The sequence below is a fragment of the Bradyrhizobium oligotrophicum S58 genome, from assembly GCF_000344805.1.
Lineage (GTDB): Bacteria > Pseudomonadota > Alphaproteobacteria > Rhizobiales > Xanthobacteraceae > Bradyrhizobium > Bradyrhizobium oligotrophicum.
In genome coordinates this window covers 4,235,819-4,251,805 of sequence record NC_020453.1, presented here as the reverse complement: position 1 = coordinate 4,251,805, position 15,987 = coordinate 4,235,819, and the positions used below count along the sequence as shown (strand labels likewise).

Annotated in this window: 15 protein-coding genes; 4 read left to right on the top strand and 11 right to left on the bottom strand. The window is 64.8% G+C overall.

Going from position 1 to position 15,987, the window contains the following annotated elements; translation table 11 throughout:
• Nucleotides 1–185: 185 nt before the first annotated feature.
• On the bottom strand, nt 186–425 hold the full coding sequence (locus S58_RS18230) for a hypothetical protein (RefSeq protein WP_244440599.1): 240 nt from the start codon (nt 423–425) through the stop codon (nt 186–188).
• A gap of 322 nt (nt 426–747) precedes the next feature.
• Between S58_RS18230 and S58_RS18225 the strand changes: the two genes are divergently transcribed.
• The gene (locus tag S58_RS18225) at nt 748–2,553 is read left to right on the top strand and encodes a PHA/PHB synthase family protein (RefSeq protein WP_042340796.1); all 1,806 of its coding nucleotides are present in this window, start codon (nt 748–750) and stop codon (nt 2,551–2,553) included.
• A gap of 73 nt (nt 2,554–2,626) precedes the next feature.
• Nucleotides 2,627–3,025: an MAPEG family protein gene (locus S58_RS18220; RefSeq protein ID WP_015666828.1), complete on the top strand. Its 399-nt coding sequence runs from the start codon at nt 2,627–2,629 to the stop codon at nt 3,023–3,025.
• Between the two features lie 9 nt (nt 3,026–3,034).
• Here S58_RS18220 and S58_RS18215 read toward each other — a convergent pair whose 3' ends face one another.
• Genes S58_RS18215 through S58_RS18190 form a run of 6 tightly spaced genes read right to left on the bottom strand, consistent with a single transcriptional unit; the run spans nt 3,035 to nt 8,899 of the window.
• Nucleotides 3,035–4,084 (bottom strand): LacI family DNA-binding transcriptional regulator, encoded by a 1,050-nt coding sequence (locus S58_RS18215; RefSeq protein WP_015666827.1) that lies wholly within the window; start codon nt 4,082–4,084, stop codon nt 3,035–3,037.
• A complete protein-coding gene (locus S58_RS18210) occupies nt 4,081–4,725 on the bottom strand; it encodes a ThuA domain-containing protein (RefSeq protein WP_015666826.1) in 645 nt (214 codons plus the stop codon). The genes S58_RS18215 and S58_RS18210 overlap by 4 nt, the downstream gene beginning before the upstream one ends.
• Before the next feature lie 10 nt (nt 4,726–4,735).
• A complete protein-coding gene (locus S58_RS18205) occupies nt 4,736–5,833 on the bottom strand; it encodes a Gfo/Idh/MocA family protein (RefSeq protein WP_015666825.1) in 1,098 nt (365 codons plus the stop codon).
• A 22-nt stretch (nt 5,834–5,855) separates the two neighbouring features.
• On the bottom strand, nt 5,856–6,704 hold the full coding sequence (locus S58_RS18200) for a carbohydrate ABC transporter permease (RefSeq protein WP_015666824.1): 849 nt from the start codon (nt 6,702–6,704) through the stop codon (nt 5,856–5,858).
• The gene (locus tag S58_RS18195; RefSeq protein WP_042339830.1) at nt 6,697–7,638 is read right to left on the bottom strand and encodes a carbohydrate ABC transporter permease; all 942 of its coding nucleotides are present in this window, start codon (nt 7,636–7,638) and stop codon (nt 6,697–6,699) included. Before S58_RS18195 ends, S58_RS18200 begins: the two co-directional genes overlap by 8 nt.
• A 1-nt stretch (nt 7,639) precedes the next feature.
• The gene (locus S58_RS18190; RefSeq protein ID WP_015666822.1) at nt 7,640–8,899 is read right to left on the bottom strand and encodes an extracellular solute-binding protein; all 1,260 of its coding nucleotides are present in this window, start codon (nt 8,897–8,899) and stop codon (nt 7,640–7,642) included.
• A gap of 166 nt (nt 8,900–9,065) precedes the next feature.
• On the opposite strand from S58_RS18190, the gene S58_RS18185 reads away from it, so the two are divergent.
• A complete protein-coding gene (locus S58_RS18185) occupies nt 9,066–9,824 on the top strand; it encodes an SDR family NAD(P)-dependent oxidoreductase (RefSeq protein ID WP_015666821.1) in 759 nt (252 codons plus the stop codon).
• A gap of 56 nt (nt 9,825–9,880) precedes the next feature.
• Here the strand turns inward: S58_RS18185 and S58_RS18180 are convergent, their stop codons facing one another.
• The 4 genes from S58_RS18180 to S58_RS18165 form a co-directional block, all read right to left on the bottom strand.
• The gene (locus S58_RS18180; protein ID WP_015666820.1) at nt 9,881–11,107 is read right to left on the bottom strand and encodes a threonine ammonia-lyase; all 1,227 of its coding nucleotides are present in this window, start codon (nt 11,105–11,107) and stop codon (nt 9,881–9,883) included.
• 117 nt (nt 11,108–11,224) lie between these two features.
• Nucleotides 11,225–12,217, bottom strand: coding sequence for an N-acetyl-gamma-glutamyl-phosphate reductase (gene argC, locus S58_RS18175; protein ID WP_015666819.1), 993 nt, complete (start codon nt 12,215–12,217; stop codon nt 11,225–11,227).
• 12 nt (nt 12,218–12,229) lie between these two features.
• Nucleotides 12,230–12,880, bottom strand: coding sequence for an FMN-binding negative transcriptional regulator (locus S58_RS18170; RefSeq protein ID WP_015666818.1), 651 nt, complete (start codon nt 12,878–12,880; stop codon nt 12,230–12,232).
• A gap of 232 nt (nt 12,881–13,112) precedes the next feature.
• Nucleotides 13,113–13,643 carry a DedA family protein gene (locus S58_RS18165; RefSeq protein ID WP_015666817.1) on the bottom strand — a complete coding sequence of 177 codons (531 nt, stop codon included), beginning with the start codon at nt 13,641–13,643 and terminating at the stop codon, nt 13,113–13,115.
• 270 nt (nt 13,644–13,913) lie between these two features.
• Between S58_RS18165 and parE the strand changes: the two genes are divergently transcribed.
• Complete coding sequence (gene parE, locus S58_RS18160; RefSeq protein ID WP_015666816.1) at nt 13,914–15,977, top strand: DNA topoisomerase IV subunit B; 2,064 nt, start codon at nt 13,914–13,916, stop codon at nt 15,975–15,977.
• Nucleotides 15,978–15,987: the final 10 nt, after the last annotated feature.

The window sequence follows — 15,987 nt, the reverse complement described above, 5'->3', positions numbered from 1 at the left end:
ACCTGGGGCGGTATCGCCAGCATCGCTGGCGCTGTGCCGCCGCCACCCTGAAATCCCTGCTAGAACATGGACTTAGCACAGCCTTGCGGCAGCGCTGGCGACGACACGCTGGGGTGCGGTTGATTCCGATGTTTTATCATGGACGCCGCGCCGCGCCAGAAAATTACGTCATCCAGCCCGGCCGGTCAGCGATCCTTGAGCCCAGTCGTGGCCGACGCTTGGCGGTCGCGCATGGCCGTCAGCTCCTTTTCGATCTTGGCCCGCTCTTCCGGAGAGATGATCGGCGTCTCGCGGACGCGCGGAACGTCGTTGACGGGCAGATAGCCGCCCGGCTCCTTGGGCCGCACGATGGCCTCGGCATCGAGCGACGGCATGTCGGCGATCGGGCTGGAGCAGCCGGACAGCGACAAGCAAGTGCAAAGCACCACGCCCGCCGCAACGGCTCGCGTCCGCATTCTCCTGCTTTGCCCCACTGGCGTCACGCCAAAGTCCCCGCCGATTGCACGAACCGCCAATCCCCCACCAAACCAAAATCGCAACGCGGCACATTTTGCCGCAGCACAACCAATTGTCACTCGAAACGTTACAGGGTTGAACAGGAATCTCGACCGACTACCGGTGCAACGTGTCCGAAGCGAGAGATTTTTTCGCAACGCAACACGCAGAAATCGAATTAACTGCAAACTCGCGGATTATTGATCTCGCGCGGTGACGAAACGCTCCCGACACGATAGTGTGACCATCGCCATGACTGACGTTCAGAACAAAGCCAATCCAGAAAAAACATTCGACGCGGAAGCTTTCGCGATGAACATCGCGAAGGCCATGGAGAGCAGCGGCAAGGCGCTGTCTGCCTACCTGAAGCCACGCGAGACCGGCGAGGTTCAGGACCGGCCGCCGGCCGAGCTTGCCGAGGTCGTGAAATCGTTCACGGCGGTGGCCGACTACTGGCTCTCGGACAAGGATCGCGCCAGCGACATCCAGACCAAGATGGCGAAGGGCTATCTCGATCTGTGGGGCTCGGCGTCGCGACGACTCGCCGGCGAAGAGGCGCCGCCGGCGATTTCGCCGTCACCACGCGACCGGCGTTTTGCCGACCCGGAGTGGAAATCCAACCAGTTCTTCGATTTCGTGATGCAGGCCTATCTGCTGACGACGCAATGGGCGCAGGACCTGGTCCACAATGCCGAAGGCCTCGACCCGCACACGCGCAAGAAGGCCGAATTCTACGTCAATCAGATCACCAATGCGCTGGCGCCGTCGAACTTCGTGCTGACCAATCCCGAGGTGCTGCGGCAGACCCTGGCATCGAGCGGCGACAATCTGGTGCGCGGCATGCAGATGCTGGCGGAGGACATCGAGGCCGGCAAGGGTTCGCTGAAGATCCGCCAGTCCGACCCGGGCAATCTCGAGGTCGGCGTCAACATGGCGATGACACCCGGCAAGGTCATCTTCCAGAACGACATGATGCAGCTGATCCAGTACGCGCCGTCGACGGAGAACGTGCTGCGCACGCCGCTGCTGATCGTGCCGCCGTGGATCAACAAGTTCTACATTCTCGATCTGCGCCCCGAGAAATCCTTCATCAAATGGTGCGTCGATCAGGGCCTCACCGTGTTCGTGATCTCCTGGGTCAATCCCGACAAGAAGCTCGGGGCCAAGACCTGGGAGGACTACATGAAGGAAGGCCCGCTCACCGCGATGGACGTCATCGAGAAGGTGACGGGCGAGATGAAAGTGCACACGCTCGGCTATTGCGTCGGCGGCACCATGCTCGCGACCACGCTCGCCTGGCTTGCCGACAAGCGCCGCCAGCGCGTCACCTCGGCGACCTTTCTGGCGGCCCAGGTGGACTTCACGCATGCCGGCGATCTCCTGGTGTTCGTCGACGAGACCCAGATCTCGGCGCTTGAGCGCGACATGCAGGCCTCGGGCGTGCTCGAGGGCAGCAAGATGGCGATGGCCTTCAACATGCTGCGCTCCAACGACCTGATCTGGTCCTATGTCGTCAACAACTACCTGAAGGGCCAGCCGCCGTCGGCATTCGACCTGCTGCACTGGAATTCGGACGCCACGCGGATGTCGGCGGCCAATCATTCCTACTATCTGCGCAACTGCTACCTGGAGAACCGGCTGACCTCGGGCACCATGGTGCTCGACAACACGCTGCTCGATCTCTCCAAGGTCAAGGTGCCGGTCTATAATCTCGCCACCCGCGAGGACCACATCGCGCCGGCCGACTCCGTGCTGTACGGCTCGCAGTTCTTCGGCGGGCCGGTGAAGTATGTGCTCTCGGGTTCCGGCCACATCGCCGGCGTCGTCAACCCGCCCTCCGCCGGCAAGTATCAATATTGGACCAACGACCAGATCCAGGACATCGCGCTGAAGGACTGGATCAAGGGCGCGCAGGAGCACAAGGGCTCGTGGTGGCCGGACTGGCGCGAATGGCTCAGCCAGCTCGACCCGGAAGAAGTTCCCGCACGCAGCGTCGGCACCGAAGCCTATCCACCGCTCGAGGACGCACCGGGGTCCTATGTGCGCGTCCGTGCGTAGCGCGATCTGCCGCGATTGACTATAACCGCTCCGTCCCGCCGGGACGGGACGGACATCAGTTGAGGGGATCTCGATGACGCGCGAACTGTTCTGGCTGACGCTGACGGTCATTCTGACCGGGCTGTTGTGGGTTCCCTACATCCTGAACCGCTGCCAGATTCGCGGCCTGTCCGGTGCCATGGCCAATCCCACGCGCAACGACAAGCCGCACGCGCCCTGGGCGACGCGGCTGATGTTCGCGCATGACAACGCGGTCGAGAACCTCGTCATCTTCGCGCCGCTGGTGCTGATCCTCAACGCGATCGACTACTCGACCAAATGGACCGTGCTCGCCTGCGCCGTCTATTTCTGGTCGCGCATCGCCCACGTCATCGTCTACGCGATCGGCTTGCCCGTGTTCCGCACGCTCGCCTTCGTGGTCGGCTTCGCGGCCCAGGCTGTGCTGGCAGTCGCAATCTTCGGCTGGCTGTAGACGGATCAGCTACGGCAGATTGTCCCGCAGGAAGATGTCGATACGGATGCGCTCCTGATCGGGGCTGGTCGGCTCGCCGGAACAGTGCGCAAGCAGGACGCGCGCCGCCGACCGCGCCTCGTGGCCGGGATCCTGGTTGATGATGGCGTCACACGTGCCGCGGACCAGGAAGCGCCTTGTGTACTGGGTCAGCTCATGGGTGATCCAGACGACCTCGCGCGCGCGGCCGGAGGCCTCGAGCGCATCGGCGATGCCGCGGTTGCCGGCGCCGCAGCAATAGATGCCGCGGAGATCCGCGTGCTGAGCAAGCAGCGCTGCCGTGAGTTCCCGCGTGAGTTCGCTGTTATCGCGGCCCTCGAGCGTCGGCAGCGCGCGCAGGCTCGGATATTCGCTGGACAGGATCTGGCTGAAGCCGAACTGGCGCTCGGCGTGATCGCGCAGCGACAATGACCCGGCGATCACGGCCACCGTTCCTTCACGGCCGCCAAGGTAACGCCCCATCAGTGTGGCCGCCGTCCGTCCCGCGGCCGGGTTATCGATCCCGACATAATGCAGCCGGCGCGAGCTCGGGGCGTCCGAGACGAGCGTCACCACGGCAACCCCGCGGGCGGTGAGCTCATCGATCGCGGCGCGAACCCTGGGATGATCGAGCGCGATGACGGCGACACCCTGATAGGCCGGCGACAGGTTCTCCAGCGCGCCGGCCAGCACATCCGGATCGAACACGTCGACATGCAGGATATCGATGAAGCCGCGCTGGCCGGCCAGCCACTCCGCGGTGCGCTGGACCTGCTCGGTCAGATCGGTCATGAAGCTGTTGCCGCCGGTCGGCAGCACGAAGGCGAAACGAAAGCTCTGTCCCCGCGCGAGCCGTGCGGCCGCGACGTCGGCACGGTAGCCGAGCTTGGCGACCGCGGCCTCGACGCGCGCAATGGTCTTGGCGCGCACGCCCTCGCGCCGGTTGATGACGCGATCGACGGTGGCGAGCGACACACCCGCCGTCCGCGCGACGTCCTCGAGCGTGGCGCGCGCCGGCAGCGGGGTCGTGTCAGCCGTCACTCGCGCGCCGCCCATAACATGCCGCGGGTCATCAACGTCCGGATTTCCGGGACGTCGAGCTCGTAGGCGCGGTGGCCGAGGGAGGAGTAGAATACCCTGCCCGTGCCATAACGCTTCTTCCAGACCACCGGCATCACCACGCCCTCGATCCAGGGGGCGTGCTCGCCGGTGAAGGTCGTGGTCGCCAACACCTCGTTGGCCGGGTCGACATGCATGTAGTATTGCTCGGACCGATGCTCGAAACTCTTGAGGCCCTTCATGATGGGATCGTCCGGCCTGGTCAAGTCGACGCGGTAATCGATGATGTTGCCGGGGTGCGCGACCCATTGTCCGCCGCACAGAAATTGGTAGTCGACCGAATCGCGGAAGGCGTCGCACATGCCGCCATGATGGCCAGCGAGCCCGACGCCGCTGCTCACCGCCGCGCAGAGGTTGAGCGCTTCGGCCTTTTCGATCTTGGACATCGTATAGATCGGGATGATCAGCGACAGATCGAAAATCGCGGGATCGGCGAACGCCGCCGTCGTGGTTTCGATCCGGACCTCGAAGCCTTCCGCCTTGAGCCAGCCGCGGATCATCGAGGCACAGAGATCAGGATCATGTCCCGGCCAGCCGCCCCATACAATCATTGCCTTGCGCATGGTTCTGTCCTCAGTCGATCTGTCCGGTGTCGCGTCCAACGGGCAGCATCGCCGGCCGCTCGACGCGGCTCTCGATTCTGACGCGGCGGCCTTCGTTGGCGGAGGTCTGGAACGCCTCCATCACTTCCAGCACATGGAACGCGAGCGCGCCGCTGGCACGATGCGGCCGGTCGTTCAGGATCGCCGTGGCCATGTCGGCAACGCCGATGGAGCGGAATTCGCCGTCGACATGGCCATGGGTCAGCGGCACGGTTTCCCATTCGCCGCCTGTCTTCGCCACCTGCACCTCGCCGCCGAACCGGTTCGGGTCCGGCACCAGCATGCTGCCCTTGTCGCCATAGATCTCGATCGGCGCGTGCCGGTGCTTCGGCACATCGAAGCTCATCGTCACCGACACCACCGCGCCGCTCTCGAATTCGAGCGTGCCCGCGACATGGGTCTGCACCTCGACCGGGATCAGGGTGCCGTTCATCGGCTGGCTGGTGACGAGCCGCTCGGATCTCGGGCGCGCGGTCGAGCCCATCACGCTCGCAACAGGGCCGAGCAGCTGCACGAGGTCGGTGATGTAGTAAGGACCCATGTCGAGCATCGGCCCGCCGCCGCGCAGATAATAGAACCCCGGCGCCGGATGCCAGCGCTCATGGCCGGGGCAGCCGAAGAAGGCGCTGCCCGCCACGGGCGTGCCGATCGCACCGTCATCGATCAGCTTGCGTGCGGTCTGGTGCCCACCGCCCAGGAAGGTGTCCGGCGCGCAGCCGACGCGGAGGTTCTTTTGCGCGGCAAGCTCCATCACCTTGCGCGCCTCCACGACGTCGATGCCGAGCGGCTTCTCGGAGTGGACATGCTTGCCGGCATTCAGCACCGCCAGGCTGACATCGGTATGGGCGAGCGGCACCGTGAGATTGACGACGATCTCGACGTCATCGCGCTTGAGCAATTGATCGACCCGCATCGCAGGCAGGCTGAAAGCCGCGCCCTGGCGCTCGGCCGCGTCGCTGCGCATGTCGGCAAGCGCCTTGATGTCCAGGACGGGAAAGCGCTGGGCCGCCTTCAGATAGGCGGTGCTGATGACGCCACAGCCGATGATACCGATGCCTACTTTTCTCATTGTGATCTCCGTGAGGTCCAGTTCATCCCTTGACCGCGCCCGACGTGAGGCCGGCTACGATGTGCTTCTGCGCCAGGAGGAAGAGGATGATCGTCGGCAGAATGGTCAGGGTGATGAAAGCGAGGATCAGATGCCACTCGGATGAATACTCGCCCTGATAGACCATGATGCCGAGCGGCCATGGATACAGCGCATCGGTGTTGAGCATCACGAGCGGCAGCAGATAGGCGTTCCAGCTGTTGACGAAGGTGATGGTCCCGACTGTCGCTAGGATCGGGCGCGATAGCGGCAGCGTCACGTAGCGGAAGAATTTCACATAGCTGCAGCCGTCGACGAGCGCCGCTTCGAGCAGCTCATAGGGAATGTCCTTGAAGAAGCACCGCAACAGCAGCACGCTCATGGCCAGGCTGAAGGCGACCTGCGGCAGCGCGACGCCGAAATAGGTATCGAGCAGCCCGAGATCGCGCACCCTGATGAAGAGCGGCAGCACGGCGGTCGCCGCGGGAAACAGCAGGCCGAGCGTCAGATAGCTCAGCAGCATCGAGCTGCCGTAGAATCGAACATGGGCAAAGGTGAAGGCCGCCATCGAGGCGACGAGCAGGGTCAGTGTCACAGTGAGCGTCGAGATGATCAGCGAGTTGCGCAGCAGCTGCCAGTAGCGACCGGAGAACAGGATGTCGGCATAGTTCTGCCACTCCCAGTGATGCGGCAGGCCAAAGGGATTGACGCGCAACTCGCCGAGCGACTTGAAACCCCCGAGCAGGGTCGCGAACAGCGGCACCAGCACGAAGATCGCGACGATGGCGAGGAACACCGCCTTGAACAGCACGGCCGGATCGAACGGCCTGGGTGTGGTCTCCGCGTTACTCATCGCGCATGAACCATCGCTTGTAAGTGAAGGCAAAGGTCACGCAGATCACGAACAGGATGACGCCGATGGCGCTGCCGTAACCGACCCGCATGCGCGAGATGCCGTTGTTGTAGAGGAAGCTCACCATCGTGTTCGAGGAGTCGGCGGGCCCGCCGCGCGTCAGCGGCATGACCAGGTCGAACAGCTGCAGCGAGCCGACGATGGCGAAGAACACGGAGAGCCGGATCGTCGGATAGAGCAAGGGGACGACGATATGGCGCAGGCCCTGCAACCGCGTCGCGCCGTCGATCCGCGCCGCCTCGATCAGGCTCTTGTCGATGCTCTGCAGCGCGGCGATGAACAGCATCATGTGGAAGCCGAAATACTTCCAGACGATCACGATCAGCACCGCCAGCATCGCCGTGTCGGTCGAGGCCAGGAGATGCGGTGGCTCGGCGCCGAAGCTGCGCCAGATCGAGGCGACGAGGCCGTAATCGCCGTCATAGACGAAGCTGAAGATCAGCCCGGTCGCGATCTCGGCCAGGATATAGGGCATGAAGAACAGCATGCGGAGCGCCACCGCGCCGCGAAACCGTTCTGCGAGCATCAGGGCCAGCGTCAGCGCAAGCGGCAGCTGGACGCAGAGCGAGACCGCAATGATCAGGCCGTTGTTGCGCAGCGCCAGCCAGAACGCGCGCGTCTCCAGCACGAAGCGATAGTTGTCGAAGCCGATCCAGTTGGTCGGCTTGCCGAACCCGTTCCAGTTGAAACCCGAGTACCACGCGGCTTCGCCGATGGGCAGCACCACGAACAGCGTGAACAGGAGCAGCGCCGGCGGCAGGAACAGAATCAGGACGGTGAAGCGGCCGTCCCAGCTCGGGCTACGACTGGCTTGGGCAGCCAGCGGCGGCCGCGCGACATGCATCGCCGCTGAGCTTACAATCGGGCGCGCCACGTCAGTTGCCCTGCTTGCGCGCGGCCTCGATCGCCTTTGCGGCGTCTTGCGGGCTCATGCTGCCGCCGGCGATCTCCGCGGAGACGTCGTTGACGACGCGGCCGACCGAAGGGCCGAGGCTCTGGTCATAGAAATTCTGGTGATAGTTCGACTTCGCCAGATTGGACGCGATCAACTTCATGAAGCCGTTGTTGAGGCCGGCCTCCGCGCCCTGCACCACCGGGATGATGAAGTTGCCGGCCGCCAGCCGCGTCTGCACCTCCTTCGAGAGGAAATATTTCAGGAAGTCGACGGCTTCCTTCGGCGAGCCCTTGGTGATCAGCCAGCCCGTGATGCCCCCAAGCGTATCCGTCGGCTCGCCCTTGCCGCCGGCCACGGTGGGAAAATCGAACCAGCAGATCTTGTCCTCGCCCAATCCGACCTTGTCGGCGGCGAGCGCGCGCTGGAGATTGTAGATGGAGCTGATCGCGAGCGTCATGGCCGCCTTGCCGTCACCGAAATAGCCGACCGCCTGCGGATTCTTGAAGCCGAGGAAGCCGTTCTGGAACGGCTGGAGATCGACGAGCTGCTTGAACAGTTCGCCTGATTTGACGAAGGTCTCGCCCGCAAAGCCGCCATTCTCGCCGCGCAGCGCCGCCTCGAAGGCCGGCTTGCCGCCGAGGCGCACCGCCAGATGCGTCCAGTAGAAGTGCAGCGGCCATTTGTCCGCGCCGCCGACGACGATCGGGGTGACATTCGCGGCTTTCAAGGCCTTCACAGCCGCCAGCAGATCGTCCCAGCTCTTGATGGCGGCCGGATCGACCTTTGCCTTGGCCATCAGCTCCTTGTTGCAGACAAAGCCAACCTGCGACAGCGAGATTGGCAGGCCGTAGACATGGCCATTGTCGGTGAATGCGGCGAGCGCCGCCGGCGTCACGTTGTCGCTGTAGCCCTTCACCTGATTGGTGATGTCCTCAAGCACGCCGGCCTCGATCTGCGCCTTCAACACGCCGCCGGCCCAGCTGTAGATGATGTTCGGCCGGTCCTTGGATTGCAGTATGGTCGGCAGCTTGGCCTTGTAGGCCTCGTTCTCGAGGAACTGCATCTCGACCTTGACGCCCGGATGCGACGCCTCATAGGCGCGGGCGACCTCCTCCCAGATCTTCACCTGGGCCGGATTGACCTCGAGATGCAGCCATTTGACGGTGGTGTCGGCGGCGGCGGCGTTGGCCCAGAGCAGGCATGCGGCAGCGGCGAGTCCCAGCTTCGCGAGCAGTCTCATCACAATCCTCCCAACCGGCTTCTTCTGTTTGCGGTAATCCTGTCCTCATTTTTTGAGGTGCGCAACTGAAATTCTGACCTATGCACCTCACCTCCGGAGCGACTAGGGTCGCGAGGCAAGTTGGGCGGCACGTCGCCCCACGAAAACAAAAGTCGGGAGGATACCCATGGCCGCCACCTATTCCGATCTCGCCCGCAAGGTGGTTCTCGTCACCGGCGGCGCATCGGGAATCGGCGCTGCGATCGTGCGGCGCTTCGCGCAGCAGCAATCGAATGTCGTGTTCTTCGACATCAAGGCCGACGAGGGCCGACACCTGGAACGCGAATTGTCGGATCAAGGTCTCGGCGCGCATTTCCAGTGCGTCGACCTCACCGACATCGCCGCCTTGCAGGCCGGCGTCGTGGAGGCGCGCAACGCGCATGGCGCCATCAACATCCTCATCAACAACGCCGCCAATGACGAACGGCACAGCACCGACGAGATGACACCGGAGTTCTGGGACGACCGCATCGCGGTCAATCTGAAGCACCAGTTCTTCGCTGCGCAAGCCGTCTTGCCGGACATGAAGGCCGCGAATGCCGGCGCCATCATCAATTTCGGCTCGATCTCATGGATCGCCGGACAAGGCGGCATGGCCGCCTACACCGCCAGCAAATCAGCCGTGATCGGCCTCACCCGCTCCCTGGCGCGCGACTACGGTCCCTACAATATCCGCGTGAATGCGATCGCGCCGGGATGGATCATGACCGAACGTCAGCTCGAGAAGTGGATGACGCCGGAAGGCGAGGTCGAGCTCATGAAGCGGCAATGCCTGAAGCGGAAGCTCAGTCCCGACGAGGTGGCGAAGTTCACCGTCTTCCTCGCCTCCGATGAGGCCTCGGCCTGCACCTCTCAGCACTACATCGTCGACGGCGGCTGGGTGTGAGACGCACGGAGAGTCGTAGCCGCACCGGGCAGCGGCTTCCACGGCGCGCAATGCCCTCAGGTGCAGCGCGCCTTGAAGTTCGCAGCCACCAGCTTTGCCATCACGTCGTTGAGGTGCGCCTGGTCGCGCGTCTCGATCACCAGCTCCAGCAGCGTCGCCTTCGCCGGCAGGTCCGAGAAGGTGCGCTGGTGCGACACCTCGATGATGTTGGCGCCGGCGTCCGCAAGCAAGGTCGAGACGGCGGCGAGTTGTCCCGGGCGATCGACGATGTCGATCGACAGCTGTGTCAGCCGTCCCTCGCGGGCAAGTTCACGGGTCAACACCGAGGCGATGAGGCGGGTGTCGATGTTGCCGCCGCTCAGCACCAGGCCGACATTGCGTCCGGCAAACTGCCCGGGATGCGCAAGCACCGCAGCTAGGCCGACCGCGCCGGCGCCTTCGACCACCGTCTTTTCGATCGAGATCAGCGTCGCCAGCGCGCGCTCGATCTGCGGCTCGGTGACCAGCAGGATGTCATCGATGAGCTGGCGGATGATGTCGGTCGTGATCCGGCCCGGCGACTTCACTGCGATGCCCTCGGCCAGCGTGTCGCCGCGCATCGGCAGCTGAGCGTCACGGACGGCATTGTACATCGACGGGTAGAGCTCGGCCTGAACGCCGATGATCCGCAAACCCGGCTTGAGCGCACGCGCCGCCACCGCCATGCCCGAGATCAGCCCGCCGCCGCCGATCGGCACCACGAGCGTGTCGAGCGCCGGCACGGCCGCGAGCATCTCCAGCGCGACCGTGCCCTGCCCAGCGATGATCAGCGGATCGTCGTAGGGATGGATCATGGTCATGCCATGCGTTGCACCGTGCTCCCTGGCGAACGCGCCCGCCTCTTCCAAGGTGGCCCCGGAGATGATGACCTCGGCACCGTGCCGCCGCGTGTTCTCGATCTTCACCATCGGCGTGCCCACGGGCATCACGATGGTCGCGGGTATGCCGAGCCGCCGCGCGTTGTAGGCCACGCCCTGCGCGTGGTTGCCGGCGGACATCGCGATCACGCCGCGCCCCCGCTGCTCGGCGGACAGTGCATTCAGCCGGTTCAGCGCGCCGCGCTCCTTGAAAGAGGAGGTGAACTGCAGGTTCTCGAATTTCAGCCAGATGTTGCAGCCGCAGATCTCGCCGAGCGTGCGGCTCTGATTGCAGGCGGTCGCGAGCACCGCGCCGCTGATGGTTTCCGCGGCAGCGCGCACATCGTTCACGGTGACGGGCAGCGCATTCAAATCGGTGGCGGTCATGGGTCTGCCCATTCCTCAGCGTGCGTCATTGCACGGCGATGCCGGCGGAGCCCCGGCTGTCGCATGATGTTGCCGATCGAGCCGGCCGCTCCTGCGGCCGGAGTAATCAGTTCGATCTCAGCTGCCGAGATCGGGCAGCCCGAGCATCAGCCGCATGTTCTGCACGGCCGCGCCCGAGGCGCCCTTGCCGAGATTGTCGAGCCGCGCCACCAGCACCGCCTGGTGATGCTTGTCGCTGGCGAACACATGGAGCTCGAGCTGGTTGGTCTCGTTGAGCGCCTCCGGCTCGAGCCGGCCACTCTTGGCCGCCGCGCCGTCGAGCGGCAACACCGAGACGTATTTGCTGCCGGCATAATGCTTCGCCAGGGCCGCATGCAGATCTGCCCCATCAGGTTTGCCCGGCAACGTATCGAGCTGCAGCGGCACGGAAACCAGCATGCCCTGCCGGTAGTTACCCACGGAGGGAATGAAGATCGGCCGCCGCGTCAGCCGCGAATACAGTTGCAGCTCTGGCAGATGCTTGTGCTCGAGGCCCAGACCGTAAAGCTCGAAGCTGGGAGCCGTGCCGTTCTCATAGGCCGCAATCATCGACTTGCCGCCACCGGAATAGCCGCTCACCGCATTCACGGTGATCGGATAGTCCTGCGGCAGCAGGCCGGCATCGACCAGCGGCCGCAGCAGCGCGATGCCGCCGGTCGGATAGCAGCCGGGATTGGAGACCTTGCGCGCGTTGCGGACCTTGTCGGACTGGTCGGCTGCGAGCTCGGGGAAGCCATAGGCCCAGTCCGGCGCAACCCGATACGCCGTGGATGCATCCAGCACCTTGGGCGCGGCGTGGCCCATGCCGTCGATCAGGGCCACCGTCTCCTTGGCGGCGTCATCAGGAAGGCAGAGGATGACGAGATCGACCTCCGCCATCAGCGCCCGCTTGGCGGCCGGATCCTTGCGCTTGTCCTCGGCGATCGTCTTGACGACCACGTCGCTCTGATGGGCCAGCCGCTCCGCAATGCCGAGGCCCGTGGTGCCCGAGCCGCCGTCGACGAACACGGAGCGCGTCGCAGTGCCCGCTGTCGCACGGGCCGTCTGCGAATTGCTATCGATCACGGTCATGACGTGCTCCTTCTAAGTCTGAGTTTCGCCGGCAAAGGCCTGGGGCCGCGCCTGCCGCATGAGAGAGGAAATTTGTTGCGAGCCGATGTCGGGCTGCTCGCCGAGCCGGGTCGCGACCGCCGCGTAGTCGGCCTCGGACTTGTGCTGGTTGAGCTTGAAGCTGCCTTCGACGTCGTCGATCGTCATCACGATGCCGACGATCGCCTTGCGCATGGCTTCGAGGCGGCCGGCAGCCATCTTATCGGACGTCCATGGGGTCTTCGGCAGCAGCCACTGCTCGAATTTGGCGCTGACGGCGTCCACCTGCAGTGCAAGCTCGGCCTCCGAGAGCACCCGCGACGTACCGGTCAGATGCACCGCCTGATAGAGCCAGGTCGGCACCTGGTCAGGCGACACGTACCAGTCGGCCGACACGTAGGCATCGGCGCCGTTGACGGCGAGCAGCCACGGCGTCTTGCCGTCGGCGAGCTTGGCCAGCGGATTGCCCCGGGCGACATGGAAGAAGACCTGCGGCGTGCCGTCGTTCAGCGAACCCAGATGAAACGGCACCAAGGACGCGATCGGCTTCGTCCCGTCCCACGCGCAGACCGTGCCGAAGCCGCGGGCGTCCGCAAAGCCGAGGCTTGCGGCACGGTCGGGCTTGAAGGGCGGTGGCGTGTACATCGGAAACTCCTGCTGGACGAAGGAGCCGCCTGATCAATCGCGCTGCAAGGGGAAAGTTTGCCGCGGGATCGGATCCGGCGGCAGGGGCTGTGATCTAGACGCAGATCACCGCCCGCACCGCGAGGGTACGGCGGCGTTCAATGGCGAACATGTTGGTCGCTACGTTGATCATGGGCGCAGGCCTATAAGGCCGTCAGGTTCCTGCGTCAAGGTCGCAGCTCGCCAGCGGGCGTCAAACCGTGCGCCACAGCCATTCGATGATCCGCCCGATCACGTCGCCGAACAGCAGCAGCACGGCCGACCACACCAGCGCCGAGACGAAATTGGCGACCTGGAACACCATATACGGCATCTCGAAGATGCCCGCGGCCAGCGGGACCGACGCGCGCAACGGGCCGAAGAACCGGCCGATGAAGATGCTCGGCACGCCCCAGTCACGCACGAAGGCCTCGCCGCGCGGCAGGAGCTCCGGATAGCGCGACAACGGCCACATCTGGGCGACGCGATCCTTGTAGCGGTAACCAAACCAGTAGGAGACCCAATCCCCCAGCGCGGCGCCAATACCGCCGGCCAGCCACACCGGCCAGAAGCTGATCCCAGTAGCGCCGATCAGGGCGCCGATGGCGACCAGGGCGCCCCAGGCTGGAATCAGGAGCGAGATGAAGGCCAGCGATTCGCCGAACGCGAGCAGCAGAACGATCGGAGCAGCCCAGGCCTGATGGTCGCGCACGAAATCGGCTACCGCGCGGCCAAAATCTTCCATCTGCTCGATGCCTTTCCTGCTCCGTGGCCCTAAGTGCTTGAAGGCCTTCGCGGTTCCCTGGCGCAGACTGGTACGCCACGGAGCCGGCCGACTTCAAGTCACAACAACCGGCTGTGCCGCGTGAACGGGCCAGCCCAGCCGCAGGAACCGGTCGAAGACGCCCCGTTCCGGCCAGGGTCATTGTTTCCGGGGTCATTGTTTTATGCCGGTCCATGGCATAGTCAGGCTCAACGATTCGTTCCATCTTGCGCAAGCGCGACATCAGATTCCATGGGTAAGCCGTTGAAATCAGCTGCAAAAGCCAAGGCCAAGGGCGTCACCGACCCCTTGGCGGCGTTCGCCGCCAAGGGCAAGGCTCCGGCCAAGCCGTCCGCCCGAGCGGCGGGTGCGGAGGGCGACTACACCGCCCGCGACATCGAGGTCCTCGAGGGCCTGGAGCCGGTGCGGCGCCGCCCCGGCATGTATATCGGCGGCACCGACGAGAAGGCGCTGCATCATCTGTTCGCCGAGGTCATCGACAACTCGATGGACGAGGCGCTGGCGGGCCATGCCACCTTCATCGAGGTCGAGCTCGACGCCGAGGGCTTCCTCACCGTGACCGACAACGGCCGCGGCATTCCGATCGATCCGCATCCGAAGTTTCCGAAGAAGTCGGCGCTCGAAATCATCATGTGCACGCTGCACGCGGGCGGCAAGTTCGATTCCAAGGTCTACGAGACCTCGGGCGGCCTGCACGGCGTCGGCATCTCCGTGGTGAACGCGCTGTCGACCCGGCTCGAGGTCGAGGTCGCACGCAACCAGAAGCTCTACCGCATGATCTTCGAGCGCGGCCATCCCAAGGGCAAGCTCGAGGAAGTCGGCAAGGTCGCCAACCGCCGCGGCACCAGGATCCGCTTCCAGCCCGACCCCACCATTTTCGGCGGCAAGGCCACGTTCAAGCCGCAGCGCCTGTTCAAGATGGCGCGCTCGAAGGCCTATCTGTTCGGCGGCGTCGAGATCCGCTGGAAGTGCGATCCGTCGCTGCTGAAGGGCATCGAGGACGTCGAGCCCGAGGCGACCTTCCACTTCCCCGGCGGCCTGAAGGACTATCTGGCCGCGGCGATCCACGCCGACACTCTGGTCCATCCCGACATCTTCGCCGGCAAGTCCGGCCGCACCGGCGGCCACGGCGGCTGCGAATGGGCGGTGGCGTGGACCGCTGACGCCGACGGCTTCCTGTCGTCCTACTGCAACACGATTCCGACGCCCGACGGCGGCACCCACGAATCCGGCATCCGCAGCGCACTGCTTCGCGGCCTGAAGGACCACGCCGAGCGCGTCGGCCAGGGCAAGCGTTCAACCAACATCACCTCCGAGGACATCATGGCAGGCGCCGCCATCATGCTCTCGGTGTTCGTGCGCGAGCCGGAATTCCAAGGTCAGACCAAGGACCGCCTCGCCACCGCGGAGGCGCAGCGCATCGTCGAGCAGGCCGTCAAGGACCCGTTCGATCATTGGCTCTCGGGCAATCCGGTACAGGCCAATCGGCTGCTCGACTTCGTCATCGAGCGCGCCGAGGATCGCATCCGCCGCCGCCAGGAGAAGGAGACGGCGCGCAAGACCGCCACCAAGAAGCTGCGCCTGCCTGGCAAGCTCGCCGACTGCACCGACGCCGGCACCGAAGGCTCCGAGCTGTTCATCGTCGAGGGCGATTCGGCAGGCGGCAGCGCCAAGCAGGCGCGCGACCGCAAGAGGCAGGCGGTGCTGCCGCTGCGTGGCAAGATCCTCAACGTGGCCTCGGCCGGCAAGGACAAGCTGACGGCGAATGCCCAACTCGCCGATCTCGTGATGGCGATCGGCGCCGGCACCAGCGCGTCGTATCGCGAAGAGGATCTGCGCTACCAGCGCATCATCATCATGACCGACGCCGACGTCGACGGCGCCCACATCGCCTCGCTGCTCATCACCTTCTTCTACCGGCAGATGCCGCGGCTGATCGATGAGGGGCATCTCTACCTCGCGGTGCCGCCGCTCTACCGGCTCACCCATGGCAGCAAGACGTTCTACGCCCGCGACGACGCCCATCGCGACGAGCTCCTGAAGCGCGAATTCAATGCCAACGCCAAGGTCGACATCGGCCGCTTCAAAGGTCTGGGCGAAATGATGCCGGCGCAGCTGAAGGAAACCACCATGGATCCGGCCAAGCGCACCCTGCTGCGGGTGGTCCTTCTGGCCGACGACCGCGACGGTACCGCCGACTCGGTCGAGCGGCTGATGGGGACCAAGGCGGAGGCGCGCTTCGCCTTTATTTCGGAGAAAGCGGAATTTGCGGGCGATGAGCTGCTCGACGTCTAGCTTTCGACCC

What these genes read in the sequence shown, in the direction of transcription:
- S58_RS18225 (WP_042340796.1), top strand. Translation starts at nt 748, where the DNA reads ATGACTGACGTTCAGAACAAAGCCAATCCAGAAAAAACATTCGACGCG.
- S58_RS18220 (WP_015666828.1), top strand. Translation starts at nt 2,627, where the DNA reads ATGACGCGCGAACTGTTCTGGCTGACGCTGACGGTCATTCTGACCGGG.
- S58_RS18210 (WP_015666826.1), bottom strand. Translation starts at nt 4,725, where the DNA reads ATGCGCAAGGCAATGATTGTATGGGGCGGCTGGCCGGGACATGATCCT.
- S58_RS18205 (WP_015666825.1), bottom strand. Translation starts at nt 5,833, where the DNA reads ATGAGAAAAGTAGGCATCGGTATCATCGGCTGTGGCGTCATCAGCACC.
- S58_RS18200 (WP_015666824.1), bottom strand. Translation starts at nt 6,704, where the DNA reads ATGAGTAACGCGGAGACCACACCCAGGCCGTTCGATCCGGCCGTGCTG.
- S58_RS18190 (WP_015666822.1), bottom strand. Translation starts at nt 8,899, where the DNA reads ATGAGACTGCTCGCGAAGCTGGGACTCGCCGCTGCCGCATGCCTGCTC.
- S58_RS18185 (WP_015666821.1), top strand. Translation starts at nt 9,066, where the DNA reads ATGGCCGCCACCTATTCCGATCTCGCCCGCAAGGTGGTTCTCGTCACC.
- S58_RS18180 (WP_015666820.1), bottom strand. Translation starts at nt 11,107, where the DNA reads ATGACCGCCACCGATTTGAATGCGCTGCCCGTCACCGTGAACGATGTG.
- argC (WP_015666819.1), bottom strand. Translation starts at nt 12,217, where the DNA reads ATGACCGTGATCGATAGCAATTCGCAGACGGCCCGTGCGACAGCGGGC.
- S58_RS18170 (WP_015666818.1), bottom strand. Translation starts at nt 12,880, where the DNA reads ATGTACACGCCACCGCCCTTCAAGCCCGACCGTGCCGCAAGCCTCGGC.
- S58_RS18165 (WP_015666817.1), bottom strand. Translation starts at nt 13,643, where the DNA reads ATGGAAGATTTTGGCCGCGCGGTAGCCGATTTCGTGCGCGACCATCAG.
- parE (WP_015666816.1), top strand. Translation starts at nt 13,914, where the DNA reads ATGGGTAAGCCGTTGAAATCAGCTGCAAAAGCCAAGGCCAAGGGCGTC.